This is a genomic window from Bacillus cereus group sp. MYBK95-2 (assembly GCF_051915225.1).
Taxonomy (GTDB): Bacteria; Bacillota; Bacilli; order Bacillales; family Bacillaceae_G; genus Bacillus_A; species Bacillus_A cereus.
In genome coordinates this window covers 250,127-268,565 of record NZ_JBQAEH010000003.1, presented here as the reverse complement: position 1 = coordinate 268,565, position 18,439 = coordinate 250,127, and the positions used below count along the sequence as shown (strand labels likewise).

Below are 18,439 nucleotides of genomic sequence, written 5' to 3'. Positions count from 1 at the left end.
TAATCTAGCAATACCAAAATCAAAAATCACATAGAATCGGAGGGGATGTTATGAAAAAGAAATTACTTGTTCTTCTATTCACTGGAATCATATTATCAGGATGTTCAACTATAGCAGAGAATTCTTTAGAAAGCGGGAAAGGCAGTATGGAATTATTAACACCAACGATCACAGCAAAAGACAATGAATTAGAAATTAAAACTAAAGGCATTGATGAAAATAAAGTAACTTTTATTTATATTGCTAATAAAAAAGTGTTGGAACAAAAACTAAAAAATGGTGAATCCTACAAACTTAACATTAAAGATATCGAACACGCTCATAGGACGGACTACAAACCAAAAGTTCAACTTTTACAAACGAAAGACGATGATGATGATGGAGAAATAGTAACCTTCAAACAAGTTAGATATACAGTTAAAAACTGATTTTAAAGTTGTTTCATTATAAATGTAACAAAAGAAAATATACTTTTAACAGTAGATAAATGTAGGGGGTGCTAACATGAAAAAACGATGGATTTCTTGGTGGATTGGTAACCTATTTTGGATTATCGTTTTTGGAATATGGGCCGCTATTATTTGGTTACGAGAGGTTGATGGTGCTGGTGTTATTCAAACACCTGAAATTAAATCAATATCACTTATCGTTTTATTAATCACGTTTATCATACCGGTATTTTTTCAAATTATATGGCTAATCATTAATTTGAGAATGAGTAAAAAACATAATTATACGATTTAGTTTTTTTGAATTAACAGATGAATATTTTTCATAAAAAAAGAGAGGAATCTACATCAAAATAGATTCCTCCCTTTTACATTTAGACTTATACTACGCTTTTAATGCATCACTATTCCTCTTTTTTACGATGCATGTTCATCTTTCTTCTTCATTAACGCTCTTTTCTTCATCGCCTTCGTTAAATATCCACCCTTAAACGAGCGAATTTCATACGAAGACATAAACGCTTTCGGTGCAATTTCATTAATGATTTCTAAAAGCTCTTTCTCTCTAGAACGCTTTGCGACGATATCTAAGCGATAACGTATAGAATTAATACCTTCGCCTTCAAATACTGTAACGCCAAATCCAGAGTGACGTAACTCATCTACTAATTCATTACAACGGTCTAGTAAACTAACTTGATACGTAATATAACCAATTGCTAATTTATTCTCTATATAACCGCCTAATAACAGTCCCGCACTAAAGCCAATGACATAGGCAACGATGTTCATCCAATTTGATAAATCTTGAAACACAATACCTAAACTGACAATGTAAATAGCTCCTTCTAACAATCCAACACCAGCAGCGGATCTTGTTTGATTCTTTACAAGCAAAATCGTACGGATTGTTAATATTGGAACGTAAATAATTTGAAGCACAAAAATAAGTAGCGCTTGTAACATTGGTATCCACCTCTTTCAAAAAGTCTTTTGTCATAATAACATACATAACCTTTAGAAATCGATGGGTTTTTAATTTTTTTTTTTTTCATACTATTGAAAAATAATAAAAAGAAGCGTATTATATTTGCCGTTAATTTGATTACTTGTATCATATCGCTAAACTAAAAAAGGAACCTGATTAGGTCCCTTTCATCATAGCTCTATGTTTTTTGAAGCATGTTCTCTTTGCTTCTCTTCTTCTTTCACTAACTGCATATTTGCATAAGCTAAATTTGCAATCATTAAAAAGTGACCACCTAAAATACCTGTACCGAATGCCCACATTTCCATTTCATGCTCAATTTCATACATGATGATAGCTCCTAAAATAGCAGCTGCAAATCGGTTTAAAACTCCTAATCCAGGAGCCTTTTTCTTCATTACGATACTTTTTCCGAGTTTCTCCACTCTGCGAGCTAATAACCAAAGACAATAGGCGCTTACTGCTAATCCAATACCGAACCCTGTCACTTGTTTTCCAAACGGAGTAATCGTCCACATAAGTAGTAAACCACTAAAGATCACATACAATTGTAATCGATATACACGTAAGGCTTCTTGAATCAAAATATCCGCTCCTAAGTTCTCATTTTTTGTACTTTAGAAGAAAAGCAGCAACTTACACAGTTGCTGCTTTCTCTTCTTCTTGTTCTTGTTCCATCTTACGAATTTCAACACGTTTAATTTGGTAAGCGTCTTTTTCTAACACTTTAAATTCATAACCTTCCGCCTCAACGTGTTGTCCTTCTTCGATTTCATGATTTTGCATCATAATCCATCCACCGATTGTATCCACATCATCTTCTTCGATGTGTAATCCAAATAAATCTTTCACTTCTGAGATAAGCACTTTTCCATCAACAATAATATGTTGCTCGTTCACATGTTGAATTGGTGGTGCTTCATCTTCATCATATTCGTCACGAATTTCGCCGACGATTTCCTCCAAGATATCTTCAAGCGTTACAATTCCAGCTGTTCCTCCGTACTCATCATATAAAACAGCCATCGGAATTCGCTTCTTCTGCATTTGAAGTAATAAATCGTGAATTGGAGTCGTTTCCATCACTTCAATAATCGGACGCATATACGAGCGAATAGATGATAAATCTTTTTGATCCTCGGTCATATATCGAATAAAGAAATCTTTTACGTTGACCATACCGATAATATCATCTTTATCTTCTCCAAAAATCGGATAACGTGTGTATCGCTCATTTTGGATTACTTTCATGTGTTCTTCTACTGAATCTTCCAGGTAGAAACCAACGATTTCTGTTCGCGGTACCATAATCTCTTTTGCAATACGATTATCAAATTCAAAAATATTATTTACATACTTGTATTCAGCTTGATTAATTTCGCCACTTTCATAGCTATCTGAAAGGATAAGACGTAATTCTTCTTCTGTATGAGCTACTTCATGTTCAGAAGCCGGTTTTAAACCGAATAAACCAGTTATCACACGAGCTGAACCGTTCAATACCCAAATAAACGGGTACATCACTTTATAGAACATCATTAGTGGAGCTGCAAATAATAATGTTACTTTTTCAGCCTTTTGAATTGCCATCGTTTTCGGAGCCAATTCCCCAACTACAACGTGTAAATACGTCATTAACATAAAAGCAAGACCAAATGTTAATACTGATGAAATAGAAGGATTTAAGTTCCATTTCTCAAATAACGGGTGTAATAACTTTTCAATTGTCGGTTCACCTAACCAACCTAATCCCATAGCTGTAACTGTAATACCTAATTGACAAGCAGATAAATATTCATCTAAATTTGTTGTTACCTTTTTCGCTGCTAAAGCACCGCGTTTTCCTTCCGCAACAAGCTGATCAATACGACTTGAACGTACTTTTACAATCGCAAACTCTGCTGCTACGAAAAATCCAGTAAATGCGATTAAAATCGCAACCATGACTAAATTAAATATTTCCAATGAATCCCCTTAGTTAAAAAACTAAGGTGTCCACCTCCTGTATACTATAATGTTTTCTTATTTGTTTGTTAGAAAACATAGCCCGATACAAAAATTAAAGAGGTCGGATTTCACTTATTCTATAATAATAGAGCAAGTGTCTGTATTAAAGCTGTCGTTTGACCTGATAAAGATTTCGATATTTTTTCACGTTGTGAATCAGTCAATTCATCTAAAAGCGGTTTTAACTCAGTAAGCTCCACTTCTAATCGATGAATATGGTCTGTCACTTCATTCACTTGTTTCGAAACGTGTTCATTGATACCGAGCAGCTTCTTCTTCTCCTCGATTTTCTCTTTAATCTCACAAAGCGGCATATGCATTTCTTTGCACTTCTCAATAAATTGTAATGTCTCAAATGCTGTTTCGTCGTAATAGCGATAATTAGATTGAGATCGCTCCGCTTTTAAGATACCTAGATTCGTATAATAATCAATCGTTCGTTTCGACACGTGAGCCATGAGAGCCAACTGTCCGATTCGATACACCTTCCCAACGATCTTCCCCCCTTGTTTATATTACTTACATCATACAATACATAAACTGTACAGTCAAACGTGATGGTTTATTATTCACAATTTATACAAAATTTCAATCTCCTCCTATGATGATTCAATACGAGTAATCTACACTTATACAATAAAATTACTACATTATCTGCCCCTTTTAACCTTTCTTATTTAAAAGCATATCCTACTAATAATGATTGCTTGTATAGGAGGGAAATACTATGAAAAAGACAATCATTTCTCATTTTTATAATGAAGAATACCTACTTCCATGGTGGCTTATGCATCACACGAAAATATTCGATCACGGCATTTTAATTAATAGAGGGTCTACAGATCGTTCCGTAGAAATTTGTAAGCTATTAGCACCCCACTGGGAAGTACGAAATTCAAGATTTCTTGAGTTTGATCCAACTAATACTGATATTGAAGTGATGGAAATTGAAAGAGAAGTTTCAGGTTGGAAAATCGTTTTAAATACTACTGAATTCTTTTGTTGTAATAATACTGAAGAATTTTTTTCATCTCTTCATACACTAGGCCAAAACATGTATGCGATTAGAATGATTTTAATGATAGATAATCATAATTATAATTATTCAAAGCCTAGATATTCTATCCCCTTAGTAGAACAGCGATACCACGGTGTCTTCCCTTATAACCCAAATCTCGGATGTGCTTGGAGATTTATTCACAATCATCTAGACGGTGCATATTTACCTGGTAGACATCATTCGCGGCACGGATATATAATTTATGACTATCCTTCATTTATTTTAAAATTTTATTTTAGCCCTTGGAATGAACAATCAAAGGCAAGAAAATTACAAATTACACCTACCCTTTCAAAAAGGGGTGTTCAAATGGGACTTCAAACACATTACGGTCAATCTCCTGAAGTACTGGACATACGTTTTTTAGAGCTTAGTAACCTAACACAAGACCTCCGTCATAACCCTGAATATCAAGAATTATTTCCAAAATTCAAACCGTAATATTTTCTGCATCGTCATCACCTCAAACATTTTCATTCACTTAATCAAAAACAATCTCATTTGCATAAAACATGAATACTGTATAAATAATAAATTTTTATTTTAGGAGGAAAAAATGAAAGCTGTTATTCTTGCTGGTGGGTACGGTACAAGAATTGGGGAAGAAACACATTTAAAACCGAAACCTATGATTGAAATTGGAACAAAACCCATTCTATGGCACATTATGAGTTTGTATAGTCATTACGGGATTACTGAGTTTATTATTTGCTTAGGCTATAAAGGATATGCAATTAAAGAGTTCTTTCTAAATTACAACTTACACATGTCTGATTTCACAATACAGTTAAACGATAATACAATTACTAGCCATTCTCATCGTGTAGAACCATGGAAAGTTACACTAATCGATACTGGTGTAAATACCGAAACGGGTGGCCGAGTGAAAAAGATTCAAAATTATGTCGGAGACGAACCTTTCTGCCTCACTTATGGTGATGGATTAAGTAATGTAAATATAAAAGAACTTATTACATTCCATAAAAAACATGGAAAATTGGCTACTGTTACTGCCGTACAACCTCCTGGTAGATTTGGTTCTCTCATATTAGATAAACAGTCTGTAACATCTTTTCAAGAAAAACCATTAGGTGATGGCGGATGGGTTAACGGTGGATTTTTCGTTTTAAATCCTGAAGTTTTCAATTACATTAGTGGAGATAAGTCTGTTTTTGAAACAGACACTTTAGTTCAGTTAGTAAACAAAAATGAATTGGCCGCATATCAACATTCTGGTTTTTGGCATCCGATGGATACATTGCGCGATAAAAATAAATTAGTCGAGCTATGGGAAAGTAATAACGCTCCATGGAAGGTTTGGTAATATGGCTTCATCATCTTTTTGGAATAAGAAAAAAGTATTTATTACGGGACATACTGGATTTAAAGGCTCATGGCTCACCCTTTTCTTAACTTCTTTAGGTGCAGAAGTAGTAGGCTTTTCTTCTCATCCCCCATCCATTCCTAACATTTTTGAACAAAGTAACGTAGCAAAAGAGTGCACGACAATGAAAGGCGATATTACAGATTACCATTCTTTATTTCATGCCATGAAGCAGCATAAACCTGACATAATATTCCATTTAGCAGCTCAGCCAATCGTAACCGCTTCATACAAAAATCCTATCGATACATTCAAAACGAATGTTTTAGGTACTGTCCACGTGCTAGAAGCAGCAAAGTCCGTCGAAAGCGTACGTGCCATTATTAATGTGACAAGCGATAAATGTTATGAGAATGACGGTAGTGGCGACCGAGCGTTCGTGGAAAATGACCGACTAGGAGGTTTCGACCCTTATAGCGCTAGTAAAGCTTGCGCTGAATTAGTCGCAACATCTTATCACAAATCTTTTTTTCACACGAATACTACTTCGCTTGCCTCTGTAAGAGCAGGTAACGTTATTGGTGGTGGTGATTGGGCAGAAGATCGATTATTCCCTGATATCATTCGGGCATATTTGCACAATCATACTTTGTGTATTCGAAACAAATATGCCGTCCGTCCGTGGCAACATGTTTTAGATCCTCTACATGGCTATATCCTTTTAGCTGAGAAACTTTGGAATGATGATAAATATGCAGAAGCGTGGAATTTCGGCCCAATGAATGAACCTAACAGAACCGTTCATGATGTCATTGAATCTGTAATAAAATTATGGAATAACCCACTAACAATCATTTCCTCCTCTACAAATACTCCTTATGAATCACCTGTTTTAACACTCGACAGTACAAAAGCAGTAAATAAACTCGGCTGGACTCCTAAGTTATCAACAGATGATGCTATCGCTTGGACTGTTGATTGGTACAAAAAATATGCATCTGGTGAAAATATAGAATCTTTCACACGACAACAAATCGATGCATTCAAAAATTTATAAGGGGGCTATAAAATGGAACAGAAAAAATGCCGTTTTTGCCACTCATTACTAACCAACACTTTTTTAGATTTGGGCGTTTCCCCTCTTGCTAATTCATTTGTAGCTCCTGAAAGCTCATATAAAATGGAACCTTTTTATCCGCTGCACACATTTGTTTGTAACTCTTGTTTACTCGTACAGCTAGATGAATTTGAATCCCCACAAAATATTTTTCATAACTATTTATACTTCAGCTCTTACTCCTCAAGTTGGCTACTACACGCTAAACAATACGTAGAAATGGCGATTAAGCGTTTCAACTTAACGAAACATTCAAAAGTGATTGAAATCGCAAGTAACGATGGGTACTTATTACAATACTTTAAAAAAGAAAATATCGAGACATTGGGAATTGAACCCGCGAAAAACGTAGCAGAAATTGCTATCAAAAAAGGAATTCCTACTCATGTAAATTTTTTCAGTAATGACTTAGCAAAAAAATTGCCACAAGCTGATTTAATCGTCGCAAATAACGTATTAGCACACGTTCCGAACTTGCATGATTTTGTCGCTGGTTTAAAAACACTATTAAAACGTGATGGCACGATAACAATTGAATTCCCACACTTATTAAACCTTATATCCTTTAACCAATTTGATACCATCTACCATGAACACTTCTCCTACTTCTCACTTATAAGCCTTCAAAAAGTTTTAAGTTATCATCATTTAAAAATTATTGATGTAGAAGAACTTTCAACGCATGGTGGTTCCTTACGGATTTTTGTAAACCATCTAAGTGCCCAATCAACTATCCATTCCAATGTTACAAAATTAATTCAAAAAGAAGTCGATCATGGGTTAGATACTTTAGATTACTATCTCCTTTTTTCTAAACGCATCGAACAATTGAAAATAAATATTTTAAAGTTTTTTATTGAAGCGAAAGTTTTAAACAAACAAATTATCGGTTACGGTGCTCCAGCTAAAGGAAACACCCTTTTGAATTATTGCGGGATAGGTAAAGAATTTCTAGCTTATACAGTAGATAAAAATCCTCACAAACAAAATCTCCTTTTACCAGGAACTCGTATTCCAGTAAAATCTCCAGCAGAAATTAAACGTACAAAACCGGATTACATTTTCATACTTCCTTGGAATTTGAAAGACGAAATTATGAAAGAATGCTCTTTCATTCGTGAATGGGGCGGTAAATTTTTAGTGACGGTTCCAGAAGTTGAGGTGATCGAGCCATGAAGAAAGTTGTTGTAACAGGTGGTAGTGGCTGGATAGGTAAATATGTTGTACATTCACTTATACAAAAGGGATATGAAGTGCACGCCACGTATAATAAAAATAACCCCTCTCACCTCCCTTGCCATTGGCATAAAGTAAACTTGCTTCGCGATGACGAAGTAAAACAATTCATTTCGGATGTTCAGCCTAGCCATCTCATTCACCTTGCTTGGGAAGCAGTGCCACCAGCATGCTATATATCTATTAATAATTACTATTGGCTAAAGTCTAGTATTTCATTGATTCAACACTTCACAATATGCGGTGGAAAGCGTGTTGTCGTTGCAGGTACTGGCGCAGAATACGAATGGTTTAACGGCGTATTATTTGAAGATTCACCGCTCCTTTCCTATAAAACCCCGTATTCTTTATGTAAAAATGCACTGCACTCCTGGCTAGAAACGTATGCACAACAAACAGGCCTCAGCATGTGTTGGGGCCGCATTTTTCATATGTATGGACCTCACGAACAAGGTAATCGGCTCGTTTCTAACATTATCACTTCCTTATTAAAAAATGAGGAAGCACTATGTACACATGGAAAACAATCGAGAGATTTCCTCCATGTGAGTGACGTCGCTGACGCTCTCGTAACAGTATTAGAACATGGCGTTACAGGCACCATCAATATCGCTTCAGGTCAATCTGTACAAATTAAAGAACTAGCTTCTATCATCGCTAAAAAGATAGGAAAAGAACATTTAATTAAACTAGACGCGATTCCTTTCTCTAAGGATGAACCTTTATTCGTCGGCGTTAGTGTAGAACGTTTAAAAACTGAAGTAAACTGGAAACCAACATACGATTTAAATACAGGAATAGAAGAAACAATTTTATGGTGGGAATCATTTATACAAAAACATAACGATATACGTCACTAAAACGTAAATCCTTCGTTCCTCTCGCTAATTCCTTATACCATTCTTCTAATCTTTCCGGCGTAATAATATGGTGCGTCCCCATTCCCCCATGCTTACTAGCTTCAGAAAGAGTCGGACCAATTTGTAACTTTCTCTTTCTCATCACATCGTTCCACGGACTAAATCCAAACCATAATATACAAGCAAGAGGTGGATAAATCATCGATTCATGCGCAGATAAATGTCTTCCAACCGTATAACTTCCATGCTCATGATTATGAATAAATCTACCTCTTCTCCATAACGGCCAATCTTCTGGTAAATAACCATGAAATCGCTGTTTCATTAAAGGTATTCCAAAGTTAAGGTCAGGATAGTTGTAGTTAGGATCATCAACCATAATAAGCCCGTCCAGCCAATACATCCTCCCCCCCAATTCATTTAGCGATTTCCAAAACTGATTTTTATCTTGCACGCAAAGAAACTCAGTCGTATTTAAAATCATTTTCCATCCTTGTACTTCTTGTTCTATCCTCATCACTTCATGATCTGTCGCATATGCATCAAACTCTGGATTTACAGAATCTCGCACCTCCCAATGCGGTGCGAATTTTTTACAAATCTCAACGGAACGATCTGTTGAACCTTTATTAATTAAAATACCATGATCAAAAAGTTTCGTATGATGCATAAGCCACCATGGCAATAAATACTCTTCATTGTAAAAATGTGAAATAACGGTTGTAGTTATAATAATCTCCTCCTCTTTCTCTATTAATCTACTTTTTATCCTACAACCAATATACTCATAAGCAAAAATATGTTTCCTAATTATTGATCAAATATTATTATTAATATTTTTGTAAGTTTTCCTTTGGTACCCAGCCCTTCTCACCATCTCTTCCTTCGCACCAAACCCATCCATTCAATTCTTCTAATCCGATCAATCTTTCTCCAATACTCACATTTAATTCTTTCGCAGTATATTGTTTTATAATAATTCCTGTTCCATTCATATCTTTTCTTATAATTTGCTCCGGAACCCATCCTTTCCGGTTATACTTCTCTTCGTGACAAAACATCCAGTTTTCCCAGTTTTCCGGACCAGCGTAACTCTCTATCATTTTCACTACATCCCCCTCTTCTAAGCGAATTGGATTAGGATAATTGCTAACATGTGATTTTATAACGATATATTTCATAACAACCTCCAATAATCAGAAAATTAAGTTATAATATCATTATAACTTAAAGAGGAGGAATGCACTCATGTACTACAACACTTCATTCGAAAACGATCAACCTGTAGGCCGTCTATAAACTAAGACGGGCTTATAACACATACACTATGCCTCGTCTTAGGGAACTCATATTACCCTAAAAATAGACGGAGGTACTTCAAATGAAACAAACAATTTTAGGAGCTATATGCTTATCACTAGCAGCAAGTATATGGGGCGGTATGTATGTTGTTAGCAAATACGTACTCGATTTCATTCCACCACTAATACTCGTTTGGCTACGCTTTATTATCGCTTTTGTTGTTTTATATGGCATTTTGAAACTAGCTGAGAAAAAGCAAAAGAAAAAAGTAACCATTCGCAAAAAAGATTGGCTCCTATTCGCTTGGATTGGATTTATCGGCTATTTCATTTCGATCACATGCCAATTTATCGGAACAAAATTATCCGACGCTCATACAGGCTCGTTAGTTACATCAGCTACACCTGCATTTATGGTTATATTTGCAGCGCTCATTTTGAAAGAACAACTAACTGCTCGTAGACTTTTATCTACTATAATAGCGACAATCGGTGTCATTATCGTAATCGGATGGGATATTGAAATTGGCTCCTATTTTATTGGAACAATCATTTTAGTTGGAGCCGCTATTACGTGGGCTTTACTATCTATTTATGTAAAAATCGCTTCAATCCAATTTTCATCCTTAGTTATTACAACGTACGCAATTTTCTTTTCACTCTTTTTTATTACACCTTTTATGATATGGGAGCTACAAGCGGCCTCTATCGGAACAGTAAATACGTACGTAATATTAGGCGTATTATACTTAGGAATCGTCTCAACAGCAGGTGCCTTTTTCCTTTGGAATAAAGGATTAGAATTACTGGATGCAAGCATAGGTTCCTTATTTTTCTTCTTCCAACCTATCGTTGGATCGTTACTTGGTTGGCTCTTATTAAATGAAACATTAAATAGTAACTTTTTTATTGGTGGTATTCTTATTATATGTAGCGTTTTAATTACTACTTTTGAAAAGAAATAAAAAGCAGGCAGAGATTCTTAGTCTCTGCCTGTTCGCATTATTGGATCTTGGTCGTGAAAACCAATACAAATCGGTATATTATTTTGCACTTCACTACGTACACTTATAAAACTACACAGCGTTTTAGCAATTAAATATAAAGTGATACCGATTGCTTTTTCACTTGTGTCAAAGCCATTTTCATTATACATATCCGCTAATTCTACAGACCCCGGTCCCTCAACATCATATGTCCATTCAGAAGCCCAATCATCATCCTCTTCTTCAAGTGGAGCATACTCCTCACAAATATAAAACTGACTAGTCCACTCGTTATCAAGGTCATACTCAAAATAAATCGCTTTTGCTTCTTCATTAGTAGCCATTTCTACAGCTGCATCCAAACCTACTCGAATACTTACCTTATATGACTCTACATCAATTACTTTAATTCGTTCTGCATATTCTGTAGACGCCAACATGCAACAAATATCATAATACTTCGCTTCTATTTGCTCTACTGCTAACGAAAAGACATCCTCTTGCATCTCTTCTAAATACTGAAATATATCCACACTAAATACTCCTCACTCTTTACGCACTCCAATGCGATGGACGAGACAATAATTTCGGTAATTTCGTATGTTTGTCCCCTCTAGCAGCATTAACTTGAACTTGCGTCAGAAAAATACTATTAGTAAAATCAGCCCCGCGAATATCTGCATCTCGCAAATCTGCTCCGATGAGATCTGCTCCTCTTAAATCTGCACCATTTAAGTTAGCCGCAATTAAGTAAGCTCCTCTTAAATTTGCACCTTGTAAATTTTTCTTTTTCAGATTCGCTCCCATAAGGTCTGCTCCGCGGTGAATGATTCGTTTCTTACGCGCAGTATTCATTTCCTTCCATACTAATTCGCTCGTTTCTAAAAGAAGAATGTTCACCTCTGCCCTATGCATTGGAACATTTATTTTCATTAACTCATCTGGATTTAAATTCGAAAGTCGCTCTGTCTCCTCAATTGCGGTCTCCAGCTCTTTATGAATTGGCTGTGTTGCCTTTAAAAGAATCGCTTCATTCAAATACCAAAGCATTTCATGAAGTTGATGCATAACCGGAAAAGCATCGTACATTTTTCTTGCATGCTTTGCATCTTTCCTCCAATCAATCCCTTTAAACGTACCCTGAGAAATCTTCTGCCCAGCACCGAAACATTCAAATACTGTACAACCTTTATAACCTTTTCCTCTAAGATTTTTATGTATACTACATTTAAAATCTGATTGTAAGTTGGAACATGGTTTACCACCATCTTTATTCACTGCAAAATCTACCGATGCTGCAAACGGTAATGCAACGCAACATAGACCGAAGCATTTTTCGCAGTTTGCTTTTAAATGATCGTTATGATTAGTCAAAATCTATACCCCCTGTTGTCTTTTGACTATTTCATAATATTCCAACTGTAATAAATAATCAATTTTAAAATAAACCAGCATCTTCCGTTTCAATTCATAACTTTATCATTCGATTTCCTTTCAATTGAAAAGGACTATTTCTATTTAATGAATTATAATTAAATTATAAATTTTCTAACTAAAAAGGAGACTTATTATGGCACTAGAAATGAAAACAAACTGTCAAATTTGCGATCAATCGCTCGAACAAGATTCTGAAGCATACATTTGTGTATATGAATGTACATTTTGCGCACCATGTACAGAAGAAAGGCATAACGTTTGTCCAAACTGCGGCGGCGAATTAGTACGTAGGCCGAAAAAGAAACAATAAAAAGCAAAGCGATATCGCTTTGCTTTTGTTTAGGCATCTGAAATTATATATTTAAAAACTTCACACAAACAGGCTCTGGCACAACAACATCAGATTGTAAAAGTGTTAACTTACCTGTAGATTCATCTCTTGAAAATAACACAAGATTATGTGACTTTTCATTTGTAGCAACAAGGAACTTTTCAGTAGGATCTAATACAAAGTCTCTTGGCCAATTTCCTTCTGTAGATGTATGTTCAACAAATGTAAGCTGACCTGAATTTTGATCTACGCTATAAACAGCGATACTATTATGACCACGATTACCTGCATATACAAAACAGCCGTCAGAAGAAATATGAATCGCACTTCCTTGATTATTTTCATCAAACTCTTCTGGAACAGTAGAAATATACTGTAATTCTGTAAAGGATCCTTCTGCAGGATTATAGGTTAACACAATAACCTCTGAACTAAGCTCCGTCATCACATATGCATACTTTCCATTCGGATGAAAAGTAATATGTCTTGGACCACTTCCTGGATTTACAGATAAACGATTCACTTCTGTTAATGTACTATCTTTTACTTCATACGTAATTATTTTATCTATCCCTAAATCAACGCCCACTACATATTTTTCATCAGGAGTGTACCCCGCGTAATGTGCATGTGGTTTTTCTTGTCTTTCTTTATTCGGACCTGAACCTTCATGTTCCATAATAGATGAAGCAGGATTTACAGTTCCATTTTCTTCATTTATTTCAAAAGACTCAATCGTTCCTTTATGGTAATTCGCTGTAACTACTGTATGATTTCCACTATCAACACTAATATGACAAGGAGAAGCACCTTCTACTACTTGTCTATTTTTCGCTTTTAGTTCTCCAGTATGACTATCAATGGAATACGCAGCTACACCGCCAGATTCGCCTTCCTTAACAACGGAATAGAGATATTCATTATTTCGGTTAATCGTTACATATGTAGGGTTATCCAGCTTAGCGGCAAGTGTTACATTACTAATTTTTTTTGCTTCTACATCTAGCGTAAATTTATATATTCCTTCGCTATTTTCTTTCGTGTAAGTTCCAACATATCCAATAAACTCTTTGTTATCCTTCATTTTCATAACCCTCTCTCCCTATATTTTTCGTCCATCATGCTTCTTAAAATATTTTATGTTGAAAGAGTATCCTAAAAAATCGGAGTACCTCTTTATACGTTACCATATTTTCTTGGTAAATAGCTTTTAAACCCACTTTTTTTGATACGCTGCTATACTTTCATATTCTTCTTCCAATTGACGGGACAGACGGATATAGATTGGCGTTAAATCTTTATATTTTTCCACACTTTCCATGTTTGGCTCATGATGGAAATCTGCACCTACCATTTCAGAAACTACAGATAATGTATCTATTTCACCTAAACTATATAAACCGAGGATTGCAGCTCCTAAGCAAGAGCTTTCGAAACTTTCCGGAACATATACGTCTTGATGGAAGATGTCCGCCATCATCTGTCTCCAAAGCTCCGACCTTGCAAAGCCGCCTGTCGCTTGAATTTTTTTCGGTTCGCCAATTAACTCTTTTAAAGCGAGAAGAACCGTATATAAATTATAAATTACTCCTTCTAAAACAGCACGGATAAGATGTTCTTTCTTATGATGCAATCCGAGTCCAAAGAAAGATCCTCGTGCATTTGCATTCCATAAAGGAGCTCTTTCTCCTGCTAAATACGGGTGAAACAATAAACCGTCAGATCCAGGATTCACTTTTGCTGCTATTTCAGTAAGCACTTCATATGGATCTTTTCCTAAACGCTTCGCAAGCTCAATCTCTGAAGTGCCTAATTGATCACGAGCCCATCTGAAAATCATACCACCGTTATTAACAGGTCCACCAATTACCCAATGCTCTTCAGTTAAGGCGTAACAAAAAATTCTACCTTTTGGATCTGTTACAGGACGATTTGTTACAGCACGTATCGCACCGCTTGTACCAATTGTAACAGCCACAACACCAGGATCAATTGCATTTACACCTAAATTGGATAGGACTCCATCACTCGCTCCTACTACAAAAGGCGTAGAAACAAGTACATTCATCTCTTTGGCAAGCTCTTCATCTAATCCTGTTAAACTGTGCGTTGTTGGAACAAGCTTTGAAAGCTTTTCATTTGTAATTCCCGCAACATGTAAAGCCTCGTCATCCCATTTTAAAGATTTCAAATTAAACATCCCTGTTGCTGACGCTATAGAATAATCAATTACATACTCTTTATATAACTTGTAAAAAACATATTCTTTAATAGAAATGAATTTATAACTTTTTGCGAATAACTCTGCCTGCTCATTCTGTAGCCAAACTAATTTCGAAAGTGGTGACATCGGATGAATTGGTGTCCCAGTACGAAGGTAAATTTCATGACCATTCATATCATTCTTTATTTTCTCCGCCCAGCTTGCACTTCTATTATCTGCCCAAGTAATACATCCCGTTAATGGATTCCCCTTTTCATCTACAGCAATGAGACTATGCATTGCCGAGCTAAAAGAGACACAAAGAATATCACTTGGCTGTACACTACTTGATTGTATAGTTTCTTTAATCGTATTTATTACTGCACGAAAAATTTCTTCTGGGTCTTGTTCTGCTATTTCAGGTGTAGGAGAATATAAAGGATATTCAATTCCATGACTTGCAATAACAGATCCATCAGTAGAAAATAGAACTGATTTTGTACTAGTTGTCCCAATGTCTACACCAATCATATATTTTGAGCTCACCATTTCTTCCTCCTAACAAAAAATTGTTACAGTATCCCACCATAAAAATACATTCCTTTTATCTATTGATAACGTTGTATGCCACAATTATCTAAATAGAAACATCTTTATCTTAAACAAACATATCGAGTAGTAAAACTCCTCCAAAAGCGATAAATGAAAGTAACGTTTCTAATACTGTCCATGTTTTAAATGTTTCTTTCACTGTTAAACCTAGGTATTCTTTTACCATCCAAAAACCAGCATCGTTTACGTGTGAAAACATTAATGCTCCTGCACCTGTTGCAATAACGAGTAACTCTAAGTTCACACCTGTTGTATTTTCAACGATTGGCGAAACGATACCCGCTGCTGTTGTTAAAGCGACTGTCGCTGACCCTGTTGCAATTCGAATTAATCCTGCTACTATAAATGCTAATACAATTGGGGATAGAGCTAAATGCTCAGACATTTGAGCAATAGCATTGCCTACACCACTATCGATAAGAATTTGCTTAAATCCCCCGCCGGCACCAATAATCGCAACAATTGAACCGATTGGTAATAAGCTATCTTCTGTTACCTTCTTAATAGCCTTTTTATCGATACCTTGGCGAAATCCAAGAAAATAAAACGCTGCAAAACATGCAATCAATAGTGCAATGATAGGACTACCGATTAATGTGACAGTCTTCATCAAAGTAGTAGAAAGAGGCACATAAGGAGCTGCTGCAGCTAAAACCATTAACATAACAGGTAACAATATAACTAAAAATGAAACTCCTATTCCTGGTAATTTCGTTGATTTTGTATTTACACGAATCAATTCTGGCTCATTTTCAGGAATTACACGTTTGTGAATCCATTTCGCAAATATAGGACCTGCAATAATCGCTGCAAAAAATGTAATAATGAGTGAATACATTAGTACCTTCCCAAGATTCGCTTTATAAATACCAATTGCTACAATTGCCCCTGGATGCGGAGGAACAAGGCCGTGTACGACAGATAGCCCAGCAATTGCTGGTAATGCTATCAATAAAATATTTTGTTTCGTTGTTTTATGAATTGAAATTACTAACGGTAGTAATATTAAAATACCTACTTCAAAAAACACCGGGATTCCAATAATAAAACCTGCAATTAACATAGCCCATGGTAAGTTTTTTATCCCAAAGGATTTTATAAAGAACTCTGCCACCTGCATTCCAGCACCTGACTCTGCCATCATTTCCCCTAAAATTGTACCTAATACTAAAATACCTACTAAATGCCCGAGAACACTTCCAACTCCCGTTTCATAAGCACTCACTATTTTATCCATTGGCATTCCAGACATAATTGCTAAAAACAAACTTGCAACCGTTAAACTAATAAACGCATGCCATCTCCACCACGATACCCCTAAAATAACAATTACAATTGATAATAATGTAATAATTAAAAGGTACATATTCATACTCAATCCCCCTTTATGTAAACCCTTTCATAATTACTATATAATGAAAAGAACCTATATAGTTCTTACTTGAGTAAAAGATACCTTTACATATTGCTATACGTTTAAAAGCATCTTCACATTATAATGATTTATATAAAAAGAATCTCCCTTATTAGAGATACACTATAACTCATCTCTCTAATAAGGGGATTTCTCTTTCATAATTATAATGTTATTGTGATAAACGCTTCGCGCGATCAATTTTTCCTTTTTTAAAAGTGAATGACACTTTCATCTCTGCTTTTTTCACGTAGTAAGACTACAAAATCAGGATCCAGTTTAAACGATGAAGTTACTTAGGATTTGTCCTCTCATGAAAAGCAATTTTCGGAAAGCACCTTCACTTTCATGCATTATAATTTAGGAGCTTTCGCCCAATCCGCAGCAAATTTCTCAATACCTTGGTCTGTTAATGGGTGCATAGCAAGTTGCTCGATTACTTTATAAGGGATTGTTGCAATGTGAGCACCTGCCATCGCTACACGAGTTACATGATCTGGATGTCTGACAGAAGCCGCAATAATTTGTGTATCTAATTGATGAACATCGAATAATTCAGCAATTTTAGCAACTAATAGTACACCATCTTCAGAAATATCATCTAAACGTCCTAAAAATGGAGAAACGTACGTTGCACCTGCTCGAGCAGCTAAAAGTGCTTGGTTCACAGTGAAAATAAGTGTAACGTTCGTTTTCACACCTTTTTCAGTAAGATAGCGACAAGCTTCTAATCCTGCTAGCGTCATTGGAAGTTTTATCGTGACGTTTTTATCGCCACCGTTAATTTTAATTAATTCTTCTGCTTGAGCAATCATTTCTTCAGCTGTAACAGCATCTGGCGTTACTTCTGCCGAAACAGACTCAACTTTAGGTACTGCCTGACAAATTTCTGCGATACGGTCTTCAAACTTAACGCCCTCTTTTGCTACTAAAGAAGGATTCGTTGTAACACCAGCTAAAACTCCAAGTTTATATGCTTTTTTTATGTCCTCAAGATTTGCAGTATCAATAAAAAATTTCATGATCAATTCCCTCCAGTTTTTAAACGTTGATGAGTTACATGTTTAATATGCTTATCCCGTAAAAGCCCGATTGATGTGGAATAAAGCCCCTA

21 protein-coding genes are annotated in these 18,439 nt (G+C 35.6%); 9 read left to right on the top strand and 12 right to left on the bottom strand.

Annotated elements, in window-relative coordinates; translation table 11 throughout:
- Positions 1 to 50 precede the first annotated feature (50 nt).
- Together ACTFN4_RS12780 and ACTFN4_RS12775 are read left to right on the top strand one after the other, a co-directional pair.
- Positions 51 to 428 carry a hypothetical protein gene (locus tag ACTFN4_RS12780; RefSeq protein WP_439962371.1) on the top strand — a complete coding sequence of 126 codons (378 nt, stop codon included), beginning with the start codon at positions 51 to 53 and terminating at the stop codon, positions 426 to 428.
- 76 nt (positions 429 to 504) lie between these two features.
- Entirely contained in the window at positions 505 to 744 is a 240-nt protein-coding gene (locus tag ACTFN4_RS12775; protein WP_000747696.1) for a DUF3923 family protein, read from the top strand.
- Between the two features lie 122 nt (positions 745 to 866).
- Here ACTFN4_RS12775 and ACTFN4_RS12770 read toward each other — a convergent pair whose 3' ends face one another.
- From ACTFN4_RS12770 to ACTFN4_RS12755, 4 genes are all read right to left on the bottom strand, one after another.
- Positions 867 to 1,415 (bottom strand): DUF2179 domain-containing protein, encoded by a 549-nt coding sequence (locus tag ACTFN4_RS12770; protein WP_000938438.1) that lies wholly within the window; start codon positions 1,413 to 1,415, stop codon positions 867 to 869.
- 192 nt (positions 1,416 to 1,607) lie between these two features.
- The gene (locus ACTFN4_RS12765) at positions 1,608 to 2,021 is read right to left on the bottom strand and encodes an ATP synthase subunit I (protein ID WP_000613883.1); all 414 of its coding nucleotides are present in this window, start codon (positions 2,019 to 2,021) and stop codon (positions 1,608 to 1,610) included.
- Positions 2,022 to 2,073: 52 nt separating this feature from the next.
- Entirely contained in the window at positions 2,074 to 3,402 is a 1,329-nt protein-coding gene (locus tag ACTFN4_RS12760; protein WP_000402275.1) for a hemolysin family protein, read from the bottom strand.
- Between the two features lie 119 nt (positions 3,403 to 3,521).
- Positions 3,522 to 3,929, bottom strand: a complete 408-nt coding sequence (locus tag ACTFN4_RS12755) for a MerR family transcriptional regulator (protein WP_000285639.1) — start codon at positions 3,927 to 3,929, stop codon at positions 3,522 to 3,524.
- Between the two features lie 242 nt (positions 3,930 to 4,171).
- Between ACTFN4_RS12755 and ACTFN4_RS12750 the strand changes: the two genes are divergently transcribed.
- The 5 genes from ACTFN4_RS12750 to ACTFN4_RS12730 all read left to right on the top strand — a co-directional run bounded on the left by ACTFN4_RS12750 (position 4,172) and on the right by ACTFN4_RS12730 (position 9,041).
- The gene (locus tag ACTFN4_RS12750; RefSeq protein WP_000750973.1) at positions 4,172 to 4,945 is read left to right on the top strand and encodes a glycosyltransferase family 2 protein; all 774 of its coding nucleotides are present in this window, start codon (positions 4,172 to 4,174) and stop codon (positions 4,943 to 4,945) included.
- Positions 4,946 to 5,060: 115 nt separating this feature from the next.
- Entirely contained in the window at positions 5,061 to 5,828 is a 768-nt protein-coding gene (rfbF, locus tag ACTFN4_RS12745) for a glucose-1-phosphate cytidylyltransferase (RefSeq protein ID WP_000648804.1), read from the top strand.
- Between the two features lies 1 nt (position 5,829).
- Positions 5,830 to 6,885: a CDP-glucose 4,6-dehydratase gene (rfbG, locus tag ACTFN4_RS12740; RefSeq protein ID WP_000168672.1), complete on the top strand. Its 1,056-nt coding sequence runs from the start codon at positions 5,830 to 5,832 to the stop codon at positions 6,883 to 6,885.
- A gap of 12 nt (positions 6,886 to 6,897) precedes the next feature.
- Positions 6,898 to 8,121: a class I SAM-dependent methyltransferase gene (locus ACTFN4_RS12735; protein WP_000435778.1), complete on the top strand. Its 1,224-nt coding sequence runs from the start codon at positions 6,898 to 6,900 to the stop codon at positions 8,119 to 8,121.
- Entirely contained in the window at positions 8,118 to 9,041 is a 924-nt protein-coding gene (locus tag ACTFN4_RS12730; protein WP_000758374.1) for an NAD-dependent epimerase/dehydratase family protein, read from the top strand. Before ACTFN4_RS12735 ends, ACTFN4_RS12730 begins: the two co-directional genes overlap by 4 nt.
- On the opposite strand, the gene ACTFN4_RS12725 is transcribed toward ACTFN4_RS12730, so the two are convergent.
- Together ACTFN4_RS12725 and ACTFN4_RS12720 are read right to left on the bottom strand one after the other, a co-directional pair.
- A complete protein-coding gene (locus tag ACTFN4_RS12725; protein ID WP_075678122.1) occupies positions 9,010 to 9,810 on the bottom strand; it encodes a glycosyltransferase family 2 protein in 801 nt (266 codons plus the stop codon). The genes ACTFN4_RS12730 and ACTFN4_RS12725 overlap by 32 nt on opposite strands.
- A gap of 61 nt (positions 9,811 to 9,871) precedes the next feature.
- Positions 9,872 to 10,222, bottom strand: a complete 351-nt coding sequence (locus ACTFN4_RS12720) for an SH3 domain-containing protein (protein WP_000875289.1) — start codon at positions 10,220 to 10,222, stop codon at positions 9,872 to 9,874.
- A gap of 200 nt (positions 10,223 to 10,422) precedes the next feature.
- Here ACTFN4_RS12720 and ACTFN4_RS12715 point away from each other — a divergent pair, with 200 nt between their 5' ends.
- Entirely contained in the window at positions 10,423 to 11,307 is an 885-nt protein-coding gene (locus ACTFN4_RS12715) for a DMT family transporter (protein WP_439962370.1), read from the top strand.
- A 17-nt stretch (positions 11,308 to 11,324) separates the two neighbouring features.
- Here the strand turns inward: ACTFN4_RS12715 and ACTFN4_RS12710 are convergent, their stop codons facing one another.
- Both ACTFN4_RS12710 and ACTFN4_RS12705 read right to left on the bottom strand, forming a co-directional pair.
- Entirely contained in the window at positions 11,325 to 11,861 is a 537-nt protein-coding gene (locus ACTFN4_RS12710; RefSeq protein WP_439962369.1) for a hypothetical protein, read from the bottom strand.
- Between the two features lie 19 nt (positions 11,862 to 11,880).
- The gene (locus ACTFN4_RS12705) at positions 11,881 to 12,702 is read right to left on the bottom strand and encodes a pentapeptide repeat-containing protein (protein ID WP_000181430.1); all 822 of its coding nucleotides are present in this window, start codon (positions 12,700 to 12,702) and stop codon (positions 11,881 to 11,883) included.
- A 196-nt stretch (positions 12,703 to 12,898) separates the two neighbouring features.
- Here ACTFN4_RS12705 and ACTFN4_RS12700 point away from each other — a divergent pair, with 196 nt between their 5' ends.
- Positions 12,899 to 13,075 carry a DUF1272 domain-containing protein gene (locus tag ACTFN4_RS12700; protein WP_001162789.1) on the top strand — a complete coding sequence of 59 codons (177 nt, stop codon included), beginning with the start codon at positions 12,899 to 12,901 and terminating at the stop codon, positions 13,073 to 13,075.
- Positions 13,076 to 13,118: 43 nt separating this feature from the next.
- On the opposite strand, the gene ACTFN4_RS12695 is transcribed toward ACTFN4_RS12700, so the two are convergent.
- The 4 genes from ACTFN4_RS12695 to fsa form a co-directional block, all read right to left on the bottom strand.
- Positions 13,119 to 14,186 (bottom strand): lactonase family protein, encoded by a 1,068-nt coding sequence (locus tag ACTFN4_RS12695; RefSeq protein ID WP_439962368.1) that lies wholly within the window; start codon positions 14,184 to 14,186, stop codon positions 13,119 to 13,121.
- 120 nt (positions 14,187 to 14,306) lie between these two features.
- Positions 14,307 to 15,848 carry a gluconokinase gene (gene gntK, locus ACTFN4_RS12690; RefSeq protein WP_439962367.1) on the bottom strand — a complete coding sequence of 514 codons (1,542 nt, stop codon included), beginning with the start codon at positions 15,846 to 15,848 and terminating at the stop codon, positions 14,307 to 14,309.
- Positions 15,849 to 15,957: 109 nt separating this feature from the next.
- The gene (gene gntP, locus ACTFN4_RS12685; protein WP_322369065.1) at positions 15,958 to 17,283 is read right to left on the bottom strand and encodes a gluconate permease GntP; all 1,326 of its coding nucleotides are present in this window, start codon (positions 17,281 to 17,283) and stop codon (positions 15,958 to 15,960) included.
- A gap of 395 nt (positions 17,284 to 17,678) precedes the next feature.
- Positions 17,679 to 18,347, bottom strand: a complete 669-nt coding sequence (gene fsa / locus ACTFN4_RS12680; protein WP_000667692.1) for a fructose-6-phosphate aldolase — start codon at positions 18,345 to 18,347, stop codon at positions 17,679 to 17,681.
- Between the last annotated feature and the right edge of the window lie 92 nt (positions 18,348 to 18,439).

Excerpts from the sequence above, each read along its gene's own strand:
- ACTFN4_RS12780 (WP_439962371.1), top strand. The coding sequence starts at position 51 with ATGAAAAAGAAATTACTTGTTCTTCTATTCACTGGAATCATATTATCA.
- ACTFN4_RS12775 (WP_000747696.1), top strand. The coding sequence starts at position 505 with ATGAAAAAACGATGGATTTCTTGGTGGATTGGTAACCTATTTTGGATT.
- ACTFN4_RS12770 (WP_000938438.1), bottom strand. The coding sequence starts at position 1,415 with ATGTTACAAGCGCTACTTATTTTTGTGCTTCAAATTATTTACGTTCCA.
- ACTFN4_RS12750 (WP_000750973.1), top strand. The coding sequence starts at position 4,172 with ATGAAAAAGACAATCATTTCTCATTTTTATAATGAAGAATACCTACTT.
- rfbF (WP_000648804.1), top strand. The coding sequence starts at position 5,061 with ATGAAAGCTGTTATTCTTGCTGGTGGGTACGGTACAAGAATTGGGGAA.
- rfbG (WP_000168672.1), top strand. The coding sequence starts at position 5,830 with ATGGCTTCATCATCTTTTTGGAATAAGAAAAAAGTATTTATTACGGGA.
- ACTFN4_RS12735 (WP_000435778.1), top strand. The coding sequence starts at position 6,898 with ATGGAACAGAAAAAATGCCGTTTTTGCCACTCATTACTAACCAACACT.
- ACTFN4_RS12730 (WP_000758374.1), top strand. The coding sequence starts at position 8,118 with ATGAAGAAAGTTGTTGTAACAGGTGGTAGTGGCTGGATAGGTAAATAT.
- ACTFN4_RS12720 (WP_000875289.1), bottom strand. The coding sequence starts at position 10,222 with ATGAAATATATCGTTATAAAATCACATGTTAGCAATTATCCTAATCCA.
- ACTFN4_RS12715 (WP_439962370.1), top strand. The coding sequence starts at position 10,423 with ATGAAACAAACAATTTTAGGAGCTATATGCTTATCACTAGCAGCAAGT.
- ACTFN4_RS12700 (WP_001162789.1), top strand. The coding sequence starts at position 12,899 with ATGGCACTAGAAATGAAAACAAACTGTCAAATTTGCGATCAATCGCTC.
- ACTFN4_RS12695 (WP_439962368.1), bottom strand. The coding sequence starts at position 14,186 with ATGAAAATGAAGGATAACAAAGAGTTTATTGGATATGTTGGAACTTAC.
- gntK (WP_439962367.1), bottom strand. The coding sequence starts at position 15,848 with ATGGTGAGCTCAAAATATATGATTGGTGTAGACATTGGGACAACTAGT.
- gntP (WP_322369065.1), bottom strand. The coding sequence starts at position 17,283 with ATGAATATGTACCTTTTAATTATTACATTATTATCAATTGTAATTGTT.
- fsa (WP_000667692.1), bottom strand. The coding sequence starts at position 18,347 with ATGAAATTTTTTATTGATACTGCAAATCTTGAGGACATAAAAAAAGCA.